Source organism: Streptomyces sp. 6-11-2 (genome assembly GCF_006540305.1).
In the GTDB taxonomy this organism is placed as follows: domain Bacteria; phylum Actinomycetota; class Actinomycetes; order Streptomycetales; family Streptomycetaceae; genus Streptomyces.
The window spans coordinates 6,068,678-6,080,789 of record NZ_BJOR01000001.1 but is presented as its reverse complement, the minus strand read 5'-3'; the positions used below and the strand labels follow the sequence as shown (position 1 = coordinate 6,080,789).

Sequence of the window (12,112 nt, the reverse complement as noted above, 5' to 3'; positions counted from 1 at the left end):
CACTGAGACGAGTCAGTCCCCTGTCCCAAGGCCGCCGGCCCCGGATTGGCCTTGGTTCGCCGCTCGCCGGAACCCGTACCGTCTGGGCATGCGGATTCGAATCGTCGACGCCTTCACCGACCGCCCGTTCGCCGGCAACCCCGCGGGGGTGCTGCTGCTGGACGCCTTCCCCGAGGACGACTGGCTCCAGAAGGTGGCGCTGGAGGTCAACCACGCCGAGACGGCGTTCGCCCACCGGCTGCCCGAGGGCGGCGAGGCCGACTGGGCCCTGCGCTGGTTCACGCCCGCCACCGAGGTCGCGATGTGCGGTCACGCCACCCTCGCCACCGCCCACGTCCTGCGGACGACGGGCGCCCACGAGGGACCGGTGCGCTTCGCCACCCGCAGCGGTGTGCTCATCGCGAGCCCGGCCGGCGACGGCGCGATCACCCTGGACTTCCCGACCGCCCCGCTCACCGCGGTGGACGTCCCCGACGGAGTCGCCCGGGCCCTCGGTGCCGAGCCCCGCACCGCCTACGACACCGGGGCGAACGTCGGCGACCTGGTCGTGGAGCTCGCCGACGAGCAGACCGTCCGCGGCCTCGCCCCCGACCACAAGGCCCTCGCCGCCTACTCCACGCGCGGCATCATCGCCACCGCCCGCGCCGAGGATCCCTCCCGCGGCTACGACTTCGTCTCCCGGGGCTTCTTCCCCAACGTCGGCATCGACGAGGACCCGGTCACCGGCAGCGCCCACACGGCCCTGGCCCCCTACTGGTCCGAACGCCTCGGCCGCCCCGACCTCACCGGGCTCCAGGCCTCAGCCCGCTCGGGCCTCGTGCGCACCGGCCTGCGCGGCGACCGCACCCTGCTCACCGGTCACGCGGTCACCGTCATCGAGGGCGACCTGCTCTTCTAGTGCTGTGGCCGGGAAGGTTTGCCGGGAAGCTCGCGGCGTCCGGTGCCGGGGGGCACCTCCCACGCCGTTCAGGCAGTGGGGGAGCCTCGCAAGGCGGAGCATTGCCCGCGTACCGGATGTACTCGGGTGATGCGACAACGCGGCGTGGGGGTACCCCCGGCCGAAGGCTGGGGGAGTGCCGTGCCGGGCGCCGCGAGCCGGTGAACCTTTCCGGTCACAGCACTAGGAACACCGAGGGGGCGTACGACAGTGTCGTACGCCCCCTCGCACGTTCCCCGTGCCCTTCACGCCGTCGGCAGCCAGCCCACCTTCCCGGCCAGCAGGGCGTAGCCCACGAACGCGCCGATGTCGAGCAGGGAGTGCGCCACGACGAGCGGGCCGACCCGGCCCCACCGCCGGTACAGCCAGACGAAGACCACGCCCATCACCATGTTGCCGACGAAGCCGCCGATGCCCTGGTAGAGGTGGTACGAGCCGCGCAGTACGGAACTGGCCACCAGGGCGGACCCCGGGGTCCAGCCCAGCTGCCCGAGCCGGCGCAGCAGATAGCCGACGACGATGACCTCTTCGAGGACGGCGTTCTGCAGCGCGGACAGGACCAGCACCGGGAACTTCCACCACACGGCGGGCAGCGCCTCGGGCACCACGGTGAGGTTGAAGCCGAACGCGCGGGCGCCCAGGTAGAACGCGATGCCGGTGCTGCCGATCACCGCCGCGATCAGCGCCCCGCGGCCGAGGTCCGGCCAGGGGCGGGTGCGGTCGAAGCCGAGCGTGCGCAGGCTCCGCCCCTCGCGCAGCAGGAAGTGGGCGACGAGGGCCACGGGGATCAGGGCCGTGGCGATCCCGAACAGCTGCCAGGCGAGGTCGAGCCAGGGGCGGCCCGGAGCGGCGGAGGCGTTGAGCCTGGCGGCCTGGTCCTTGAGGCCACCGGGTTTGGTGACCGACCCGACAAAGCTGATCAGCGCGGACACCCCGCTCGCCCCGAGCGAGAGCCCGAGGACGAGCAGTGTCTCGTCGCGGAGGATCCGCCGCGACAGCCGCTCCTGCGGTTGAGAGTCGCCCACCGGCTGTGACTCCGCCAGCACACCTGCCTCCAGTTCGGTCGTCCCGCCACGGGGCGCGCCGGCCCGCCGCACGGGTACGGCCGGTTCCCGGCACGGGTGCGCACGCGCGGCGCCACCGTCGTGGGACGTCACAGCTTGCCCGATCCCTCTCCCGCGGACACGAGTGCCCCCCGTCCACGGCGAGGCGGCACGGCCGGCTGGGCGCGTCCGCGGGTCGGGGCACCGGGAATCACAGGTCGTCGCCGGCAGGGCCCAGGTCCTGTCGTCATATTCCCGTCGTCGGCCCGAAGGGCGGGCCGCACGGCGGGCGGTGCGTGCGATCGCAAGATGCCGGAGCGCCCTCGTGGCGGAGCCACGTGGGCGGCTCGGCAACGCGGCTGGGGGTCCCCCGCTCGACGAGCTCGGGGGAGTGCGTGCCGGGCGTCCCACGGCAGGACGGAATGTGACGACAGGGCCTCAGCCGGCCGGGACCGGTTCCGGCAGGCCGATCGGCCAGGTGTGGACCGGCTCGCCGAACTTCGTCAGCTCGCGGTAGCGCCGGGTCGTCGCCGCCAGGGCGGCTTCCCGGCCCATCCCCTGCTCCAGTGCCCGGTGGAAGGTGGCGGCCTGCCACTCCGCGCCGTTGGTCCGCCGACGGCACCGCTCCTCGATCACGCCCAGATACAGGTCCCGGTCGGCGCGCTCCACGCCCCAGGCGCTCAGTCCGGCCTCCGCGAGCGGCAGCAGTTCGTCACGGACAAGAGTGACGGCGTCGACCTGGGCCGTGCCGGAGTGGCGTCCGCGCCGGGGCCAGGTGAACCGGGCGTCGATGCCGTGCCGGCAGGCGGCGTCGAAGTTGGCAGCCGCGGCCTCGAAGGGCAGCCGGGTCCACACCGGCCGGGGCTCCTCGGCCAGGGCGCGCACGAGGCCGTAGTAGAAGGCCGCGTTGGCGATCACATCGGTGACGGTGGGCCCGGCGGGCAGCACCCGGTTCTCCACGCGCAGGTGCGGCACGCCGTCCGCGACGTCGTAGACCGGGCGGTTCCAGCGGTAGACGGTGCCGTTGTGCAGGACCAGTTCGGCCAGCTTGGGCACGCCGCCCGCCTCCAGCACGTCGAGGGGGTCCTCGCCGTCGCAGATCGGCAGCAGGGCCGGGAAGTAGCGCAGGTTCTCCTCGAAGAGGTCGTACGCCGAGGAGATCCACCGTTCGCCGAACCAGGTGCGCGGCCGCACACCCTGGGCCTGGAGCTCGGGCGGGCGGGTGTCGGTGGACTGCTGGAACAGCGGCGGCCGCGACTCCCGCCACAGCTCGCGCCCGAAGAGGAAGGGCGAGTTGGCGCCGACGGCTATCTGCGCGGCGCAGGCGGCCTCCGCCGCGTTCCACACGTCCGCGAAACGGCCCGGGGTGACCTGGAGGTGCAGCTGCACGGAGGTGCAGGCGGCCTCGGGCGCGATGGACTTCGAGGTGCAGGTCAGATGCTCCACGCCGTCGATGTCGAGGGTGAAGTCCTCTCCACGGGCCGCCACGATCTGATCGTTCAGCAGCACGTAGCGGTCGACGTCGGAGAGATTGGAGGACACCAGGTCGTCCCGGCCCAGGGTAGGCAGAATGCCGATCATCGCTATTCCGGCGTCCACCTCGGCGGCTTTTCGGTCGGCATATGCCAGTGACGTCCGCAGCTCCTCGGCGAGCTGGTCGAATACCCGGCCGCCCAAGCGGTGTGGGGCAATGTTGACTTCCAGATTGAACATGGCGAGTTCTGTTTGGAAGTCACGGCTCGCGATGCGCTCGAGAACTTGCGCATTCAGCATTTTCGGCATGCCGTCGGGGCCGACCAGATTCAATTCGATCTCCAGCCCCATGAGGTTCTTCGGCCGGTCGAACCGTTTCTCGTCCAGCAACCGCTCCAGCCCCGTCAGGCACCGCCGCAGCTTGTCGCGGTAGCGGTTGCGGTCCGACAGGTCCAGCTGGCCGGCGACGACCTTCTCCCCCATCGCAGCGTCCCTCCTCGCAAGGCGGACCGAAGATCCGGCCGCCGGGGTCCCGGTCAGGTGGGATGATGCCCCGCCAACGCGATCGATAACGTCCCGCTCCCGCCCCGCACCGACTACTCTGGCCATCTGTGACCGGAGGCACATTCACGGGGCATGCGGCAGCCAGCAGTTTCGGGTACCCCACGAAACTCGTGAAAAACGCCGACAAGATCAGGCCGACCGCCGTGCGGGCACAACCCGAGGTCATCGCGATACGGCTGACGCCGAGCAGGGATGATTCCCGATTGACTCCGGCCGAATAGTCTCTTGCCGTTCACATCGAGAACAGCTAGGCGAAACACCACCTGAACATTTGTCGTATAAACTCTGCTCCACAGCAGAAGTTGGCGCCCGCAGCCCTGAACCCTGTCAGGAGCCCGTGAGGCAGGCCGCGCCCCGCACCCCTCGCTCACCAGAGCCCGGCCCCTGCCTCCTCCTGCCCTGAGAGCTGACAACGCCGTCCGCACCCAGCCCGCCCTCGCGCCACCGTGCCTGTCGAATGAGAGGCGACCCACCATGCCGCTGCATGTACCCCCGGCTCCCGCGCCCGCCCTGCGCTCCGTCCTCACGGCACTCGGTTCCCCCACCGCGGTCCGCGAGGCCGGATCCCCCGCACTGCGCTCCGCCCAGGAGCCCGCGACCCCCGAGCTTCCACTGCCGGTGCACGTCCTGGACCGGATCACCCCCGAGGGGATCTCCGCGACCAGGCTGGCCGGATGGCGCTTCCTGATCCGCTCCGGCGACCACGCGGTGGCAGCGGCCGAGACCATGCTGACCCCCGACGGCTGGACCTTCTCGCACTTCTTCGAGGGCCCCTACGTCGCCTCCACCGAGCGCGCGTTGCGCCAGGCGGAGGCCCTGAGCCAGCCGTACCAGCCGCGTCTGCTGTCCATACCCAGCCTGTACATGCTCACGCTGTGGCTGCACGGCGACCTCTCCGACGACGGCGCCACCGGGCACCCCGCCGCCACCGACCTGCTCGTGCCGCTCGCGCCGGCCCCGCCCGGTATCGCGGCCCATCTTCCGCACCAGGTCGCCGACCTGCTCCCCGTCCTCACCCACCGCGTGACCCCGATCCGGCTCATGGGCTCCCCCGCCTGACCGCCCGCCCGCCGATCGGCGTCGTACCCCGCTGCCGGAACCCCCGGCGGCGGGGTACGACGCTGTTCGGCCGTTCGGCCGCCGAAGACGCTCGTACGTGGCGAAATCCGCTCGCGCGACCCGCGTTCGCGACGGGGGGTCCCATCGGACTAGCCCCATCCGGCCAGTGCGAACCATCCGAAGAGACGGTGCTCTCGGGATGAACCGCTCGTGCGTGTGACGCGTCTCCAACCGGTGAGAAGCGGTGCTGCGAAATCCCTGCGGAATCAGGCCCGTGGGGGAACACTGGTTTTGGACCGACTCGACAACGGGGGGCGGCCATGGAGAACACCATCAGCCGCGGGACACGTACGACAGCCGACAGCGACCACACGACTGAGCGAAAGATCCCATCAATGTGCCAGCACCAGCCACCGTGCCCGTCAGCCGACTCCGCCGACCGGGAATCCGCCCGTCTCGTGGCGCACCACCCGGAGCAGGGCTGGAGCCTGCTGTGCAACGGCGTCCTGTTCTTCGAGGACACCGGTGAGCTCCTGCCGGACGGCCAGATCATCGCCCCGCACCGCCCGCTGGGCGCCGACCGGGTGATGACCGCCGCCTGAGCACCACCGGGCGGCTTCGGCGAACCGCCCGCGGATCACCAGGGGCCGGCGCGCACACCCGCGCGTACCGGCCCCGACGCATGTCCGGGCCGGCCATCCTGGTGACCGGTCGGTGACACGGTCGCCGTCCCTGGAGCCGCCCGTCACTGTGCACGCCCGGGTGTCTCCCGTCACCGGCGGTGCACGGATGTCCACGGCCGGGTGAGCCGCCGGGCGGCACCGGTTGCTCCGGGATCCGCTGCCGCAGCGGCCCGTTCCGGACCGGTCCTCGGGCGCCCCGCTGCCCGTCAGCCGTCGACGGGGCGGCGCGAATGCCGCGGCTGGTAGTCGAACCAGTCGAAGGCCGCGCTGCCCTCGGTGACGTACATGCCGATCACTCGCCCGGTGAAGCCGGCCGCGACCTGGGTGGACAGATAGCGTCCTTCGAGTTCGGCCAGCGCCAGCGTGCCCTCCGGGCCCTCGGCCGAGAAGGCGATCACGTCCGGGCCGGCCGCGCGGACCCCGGTCGCCGCCTGCGCTGCGGTGGCCGGCCGGTCCGCAGCCGTGACCGTGGGCGGGGGCACGTCGTCCGTGCGGATGTCCACGGCCAGGGTGAGCGGTCCGGGCGGCACCGGGTACTCCGCGATCCGCTGCCGCAGCGGCCCGATCCGGGCGACCACGCCCACCACTCCCCCGCCGGTCTCCACGTCGTAGTGGTGCGCCTCGTCCAGCCGGACGGACAGGCCGGCCCGGCCCGAGACCGCCTCGACGCGCGCGGCCACCCGGCAGTCGGGGTGCTGCTGCCGTCGTCCTACGAACGTGTGGCCGGGCCGGTCGAGGCTGTCGCCGGTCGCGTGCAGCGTCAGCCGGCCGGGGTGTTCGCTCAGCGACCAGGAGCCCTCGGGCCTGCTGCGCGGGGAGATCCAGACCGGCGCCAGGGACGGCGCGTCGAAGTCGTCCCGCTCGGGCTCCGGCGGCAGGGGGTGCCAGGCGGCGGGCGCCGGATGCCGCTCGCTCACCGGGCCGACCCGCGGCCACCCGTCCACCCACTCCACCGGGGTCAGGAAGGTCTCCCTGCCGAGCACGTGGAACTCCGGGAACCAGCCGCGGGGGCGGGTCCCGAGCAGCACCATCCACCAGGTGCCGTCGGCCGCCCGCACCAGGTCGGCGTGGCCCGTGCACTGGACGGGCAGATCGGTGCCGCGGTGGGAGAGGACCGGGTTGTCCGGCGCGGGTTCCCAGGGGCCGCGCGGGGACCGGGCGCGGGCGATCGACACACCGTGGCCGTACCCGGTGCCGCCCTCGGCCAGCATGAGGTACCACCAGGCGCCGATCCGGTACAGGTGCGGCGCCTCCGGGTGCTGGAGCCCCGTCCCCGACCAGGCCGGCAGCGGCCCTTCCAGGACCTTGCCGGTCGCCGGGTCGATCCGGGCCACCCGCACCCCGGCGACGGCGCACCAGCAGGAGCCGTCGTCGTCCCAGGCGAGGTCGGGGTCGATCCCGGGCAGGTCGATCCAGACCGGGTCCGACCACGGACCCCGCGGATCCTCGGCGCTGACCAGGAAGGTGCCCCCGGCCGCGACGTTGGTGGTGATCACGTAGAAGCGGCCGTCGTGGTGGCGGATCGTCGGGGCGTAGATGCCGGCGGAGGCGGGGAGGTCGTCCGGCAACTCCAACTGCCCCGGCCGGTCCAGCACGTTGCCGATCTGCCGCCAGTGCACCAGGTCGCGGCTGTGGAACAGCGGGACCCCGGGGAAGTACTCGAAGCTGGAGCACACCAAGTAGTGGTCCTCGCCCACCCGGCACACGCTGGGATCGGGGTGGAAGCCTCCGATCACGGGGTTCTCGTACGTCCGCACGGCGGCCGGTCCCTTCACTTCCCGTCACCCCTCCCTGAGCCCCCGAAACTTTCGCCACTGACGGCGAACCTTCCGGAGCCGCACTGTAGGTGCGGCACCGGAAGGCGGCAAGGGGGCGCGGGCGGGCCGTCAGCGCCCCGTGGTCAGTTCCCTGAGCGCGACGTTGAGTTGGAGGACGTTCACCCGCGGCTCGCCGATGAAGCCGAGGGTGCGGCTCTCGGTGTGCTCCCGCACCAGGCGCTCGACCCGCGCCACGGACAGGTGGTTGCGCTCCGCTACCCGGTGCGCCTGGAGCAGCGCGTATGCCGGGGAGATGTCCGGATCCAGACCCGAACCCGAGGAGGTCACGGCGTCGGCCGGAACCTGGGAGGGCTTCACCTCGTAGTCGGACGTGGAGTTGACCCTGACCACCTCGGCCCGTGCCCGCTCGATGGCCTTGACCAGCTTGGGGTTGTCGGCGGCGAGGTTGGTGGCGCCGGAAACGATCAGCTTGTACCGGGTGTTCAGGGTGTTCGTGCCCAGTCCGGCGGCCGGGCGCGGCTGGAAGTAGTCGAGGCCGTAGTGCTGTTGCCCGATCAGGGAGGAGCCCACGACCCTGCCGCTCTCCCTGACCTCCGAGCCGTTCGCCCGGTGCCCGAGGAAGGCCTGGGCCACGCCCGTGACGACGAGCGGGTAGACGACGCCGGTGAGCAGCGTCAGCGCGAGCAGCGCCCGCAGGCCCGCCGCCAGCAGACGACCGGTGTTCACAAAGGTCTGGTTCATGTCGTCAGCCGATCCCGGGAATCAGGGAGATGATCAGGTCGATGAGCTTGATCCCGACGAAGGGCGCGATGAGCCCGCCGAGGCCGTAGACGGCGAGGTTGCGGCGGAGCATCCGGTCCGCGCTCGTCGGCCGGTAGCGCACACCCCGCAGGGCGAGCGGCACCAGCGCGATGATGACCAGCGCGTTGAAGACGACCGCGGACAGGATCGCCGAGTCCGGCGAGGACAGCTGCATGATGTTCAGCTTGTCCAGGCCCGGGTAGACGGCGGCGAACAGGGCCGGGATGATCGCGAAGTACTTCGCCACGTCGTTGGCGATGGAGAACGTCGTGAGCGCGCCGCGAGTGATCAGGAGCTGCTTGCCGATCTCGACGATCTCGATCAGCTTGGTCGGGTCGGAGTCGAGGTCGACCATGTTGCCGGCCTCCTTGGCGGCCGACGTACCGGTGTTCATCGCCACGCCGACGTCGGCCTGGGCCAGCGCGGGCGCGTCGTTGGTGCCGTCACCGGTCATCGCGACCAGCTTGCCCCCGCTCTGCTCGCGCCTGATCAGCGCCATCTTGTCCTCGGGCGTGGCCTCGGCGAGGAAGTCGTCGACACCGGCCTCGTCCGCGATCGCCCGGGCGGTCAGCGGGTTGTCGCCCGTGATCATGACGGTTTTGATGCCCATCCGGCGCAGTTCGGCGAAGCGTTCCCGCATGCCGTCCTTGACCACGTCCTTGAGGTGGATGACGCCCAGGACCCGGGCGCCGTCCTGGTCGTGCACGGCGACCAGCAGCGGCGTGCCGCCGGCCGCGGAGATCTCCTTCGAGAGGCGGTCGGCGTCCTCGGCGATCCGCCCGTCCTGCTCCTCGACCCAGGCGATGACGGATCCGGTCGCGCCCTTGCGGATCCGTCGGCCGTCCACGTCCACGCCGGACATCCGGGTCTGAGCGGTGAACGCGACCCACTCGGCTCCGGCGAGTTCGCCCTGGTGCCGCTCGCGCAGCCCGTACTTCTCCTTGGCCAGCACCACCACGGAGCGGCCCTCGGGCGTCTCGTCGGCCAGCGAGGAGAGCTGGGCGGCGTCCGCCAGTTCGGCGGCGGTGGTACCGCGCACCGGTACGAACTCCGCGGCCCTGCGGTTGCCGAGGGTGATCGTGCCGGTCTTGTCCAGGAGCAGCGTCGACACGTCGCCGGCGGCCTCCACCGCCCGTCCCGACATCGCCAGCACATTGCGCTGGACCAGCCGGTCCATGCCCGCGATGCCGATGGCCGACAGCAGCGCGCCGATCGTCGTCGGGATCAGGCAGACCAGCAGGGCGACCAGCACCACCATGGTCAGGTGCGTGCCCGCGTAGTCGGCGAACGGCGGCAGTGTGGCGCAGGCGAGGAGGAAGACGATCGTCAGTGAGGCGAGCAGGATGTTCAGCGCGATCTCGTTGGGCGTCTTCTGCCGGGCGGCGCCCTCGACGAGGCCGATCATCCGGTCGATGAAGGTCTCGCCGGGCTTCGTGGTGATCTTGATGACGATACGGTCGGACAGCACCCTGGTACCGCCGGTCACCGCGGACCGGTCGCCACCGGACTCGCGGATCACCGGCGCCGACTCCCCGGTGATGGCCGACTCGTCGACCGAGGCGACGCCCTCGACGACGTCCCCGTCGCCGGGGATGACGTCGCCCGCCTCGCACACGACGAGGTCACCGACGTGCAGCTCGGTACCGGGGACCTCGGTCCCGTCCAACCGGTGCGCCACGGTGTCGGTCTTGGCCCTGCGCAGGGTCTCCGCCTGCGCCTTGCCACGGCCCTCGGCGACCGCCTCGGCGAGGTTGGCGAAGAGGACGGTCAGCCACAGCCAGGCGCTGATCGCCCAGCCGAACCAGTCGCCCGGCCTGGTGAGGGAGAAGGCGGTGGTCAGCAGCGAGCCGATCCACACCACGAACATCACCGGTGACGTGACCATCACCCGCGGATCGAGCTTGCGGAAGGCGTCGGGCAGCGACCTGACCAGCTGCCGGGCGTCGAAGAGACCGGCACCGACCCGGCTCTGGCCGGACGGGTGCCCGGTGGGCACGTCGCTGTGCGGTGCCCGGGTCCTGGTGACTGCGGACATGGAGTCCTCGTGGTTCTGTGTGGAGGTGGTCATCACGCCAGCCCCTCGGCGAGCGGGCCCAGTGCGAGGGCCGGAAAGTACGTCAGACCGACGACGATCAGGATGGCGCCCACCAACATGCCGGTGAACAGCGGCTTCTCGGTGCGCAGGGTGCCCGCGGTGACCGGCACCGGCTGCTGCGCGCCCAGGGAGCCGGCCAGGGCGAGGACGAACATCATGGGCAGGAAGCGGCCGAGCAGCATGGCGAGCCCGGTCGTGGTGTTGAACCAGTCGGTGTTGGCGTTCAGGCCGGCGAAGGCCGAGCCGTTGTTGTTCGCGGCAGAGGTGTAGGCGTAGAGCACCTCGGAGAATCCGTGCGCGCCCGGGTTGAGGGCCGAGTGCGGCGGGGTCGGCAGGGCCATCGAGAAGGCGCTGAACACCAGCACCAGCGCCGGGGTGATCAGGATGTAGACGGCGGCCAGCTTGATCTCCCGGGAGCCGATCTTCTTGCCCAGGTACTCGGGTGTGCGCCCGACCATCAGACCGGCGATGAAGACCGCGATGACGGCCATGATCAGGATGCCGTACAGGCCTGAGCCGACTCCGCCGGGCGCGATCTCGCCGAGCATCATGCCGAGCATCGCGATCCCGCCGCCGAACCCGGTGAGCGAGGAGTGCGCGGCGTCGACGGCGCCGGTCGAGGTGAGCGTGGTCGACGCCGCGAAGATCGAGGAGGCGCCGATGCCGAACCTGACCTCCTTGCCCTCCATCGCGCCGCCCGCGATCCGCAGCGCGCCCTCGTGGTGGGCGAACTCGGCCCACATCATCAGGGAGACGAAGGCGAGCCAGATGGTGGCCATCGCCGCGAGGATCGCGTAGCCCTGCCGGACCGAGCCGACCATGACGCCGAACGTCCGGGTCAGCGCGAAGGGGATCACCAGGATCAGGAAGATCTCGAAGAGGTTGGAGAACGGGGTCGGGTTCTCGAAGGGGTGGGCGCTGTTGGCGTTGAAGTAGCCGCCGCCGTTGGTGCCCAGTTCCTTGATGGCCTCCTGGGAGGCCACCGCGCCGCCGTTCCACTGCTGCGAGCCGCCGAGGAACTGGCCTACCTCGTGGATCCCGGAGAAGTTCTGGATCACGCCGCAGGCCACCAGCACGAGGGCGGCGACCGCGGCCAGCGGGAGGAGGATGCGCACGGTGCCGCGCACCAGGTCGGCCCAGAAGTTGCCCAGTTCACCGGTGCGGATGGGGGTCCCCCCTGCTCGAGCGGAGCCGAGAGCTCGGGGGAGGGCGAAGCCGCGTATCAGGGCCACGGCCACCGCCATGCCGACGGCGGCGGAGGCGAAGTTCTGCACGGCGAGACCGGCGGTCTGCACCACGTGCCCCATGGTCTGCTCGCCGGAGTACGACTGCCAGTTGGTGTTGGTGACGAAGGACGCGGCGGTGTTGAAGGCCTGGGCGGGGCCGACGGACCGGAAGCCGAGCGAGAGCGGCAGCACGCCCTGGATCCGCTGGAGCAGGTACAGGAAGAGGACACCGGCGAGGGAGAAGGCGAGCACGGCCCGGATGTACGCGGGCCAGCGCATCTCCGCGTCCGGATCGGCGCCGACGGCCCGGTAGATCCATCTCTCGACCCGCAAGTGGCGCTGCGAGCGGTAGACGCCGGCCATGTAGGTGCCGAGCGGTACGTGGGCGAGCGCCAGTGCGGCCATGAGAGCGAGCAGCTGGAGGACTCCGGCGAGTACGGGACTCATGACGCT

9 protein-coding genes are annotated in these 12,112 nt (G+C 71.4%); 3 read left to right on the top strand and 6 right to left on the bottom strand.

The features are described from left to right. The first annotated feature begins 88 nt into the window (after positions 1-88). Complete coding sequence (locus tag TNCT6_RS26895; RefSeq protein ID WP_141362992.1) at positions 89-898, top strand: PhzF family phenazine biosynthesis protein; 810 nt, start codon at positions 89-91, stop codon at positions 896-898. A 284-nt stretch (positions 899-1,182) separates the two neighbouring features. Here the strand turns inward: TNCT6_RS26895 and TNCT6_RS26890 are convergent, their stop codons facing one another. Both TNCT6_RS26890 and TNCT6_RS26885 read right to left on the bottom strand, forming a co-directional pair. Next, positions 1,183-1,980 carry a CPBP family intramembrane glutamic endopeptidase gene (locus TNCT6_RS26890; RefSeq protein WP_141366817.1) on the bottom strand — a complete coding sequence of 266 codons (798 nt, stop codon included), beginning with the start codon at positions 1,978-1,980 and terminating at the stop codon, positions 1,183-1,185. A gap of 438 nt (positions 1,981-2,418) precedes the next feature. Next, the gene (locus TNCT6_RS26885) at positions 2,419-3,936 is read right to left on the bottom strand and encodes a glutamate-cysteine ligase family protein (RefSeq protein ID WP_141362990.1); all 1,518 of its coding nucleotides are present in this window, start codon (positions 3,934-3,936) and stop codon (positions 2,419-2,421) included. Between the two features lie 555 nt (positions 3,937-4,491). On the opposite strand from TNCT6_RS26885, the gene TNCT6_RS26880 reads away from it, so the two are divergent. Both TNCT6_RS26880 and TNCT6_RS26875 read left to right on the top strand, forming a co-directional pair. After that, entirely contained in the window at positions 4,492-5,076 is a 585-nt protein-coding gene (locus TNCT6_RS26880; RefSeq protein ID WP_141362988.1) for a hypothetical protein, read from the top strand. 395 nt (positions 5,077-5,471) lie between these two features. Then, positions 5,472-5,678, top strand: a complete 207-nt coding sequence (locus TNCT6_RS26875) for a DUF5999 family protein (RefSeq protein ID WP_141362986.1) — start codon at positions 5,472-5,474, stop codon at positions 5,676-5,678. A 287-nt stretch (positions 5,679-5,965) separates the two neighbouring features. Here the strand turns inward: TNCT6_RS26875 and TNCT6_RS26870 are convergent, their stop codons facing one another. From TNCT6_RS26870 to kdpA, 4 genes are all read right to left on the bottom strand, one after another. Further along, entirely contained in the window at positions 5,966-7,516 is a 1,551-nt protein-coding gene (locus TNCT6_RS26870; RefSeq protein WP_141366815.1) for a glycoside hydrolase family 43 protein, read from the bottom strand. Positions 7,517-7,645: 129 nt separating this feature from the next. Then, a complete protein-coding gene (gene kdpC / locus TNCT6_RS26865) occupies positions 7,646-8,278 on the bottom strand; it encodes a potassium-transporting ATPase subunit KdpC (RefSeq protein ID WP_141362984.1) in 633 nt (210 codons plus the stop codon). Between the two features lie 4 nt (positions 8,279-8,282). Then, entirely contained in the window at positions 8,283-10,406 is a 2,124-nt protein-coding gene (gene kdpB / locus TNCT6_RS26860; RefSeq protein ID WP_141362982.1) for a potassium-transporting ATPase subunit KdpB, read from the bottom strand. Continuing rightward, the gene (kdpA, locus tag TNCT6_RS26855) at positions 10,406-12,106 is read right to left on the bottom strand and encodes a potassium-transporting ATPase subunit KdpA (RefSeq protein WP_141362980.1); all 1,701 of its coding nucleotides are present in this window, start codon (positions 12,104-12,106) and stop codon (positions 10,406-10,408) included. The genes kdpB and kdpA overlap by 1 nt, the downstream gene beginning before the upstream one ends. Positions 12,107-12,112: the final 6 nt, after the last annotated feature.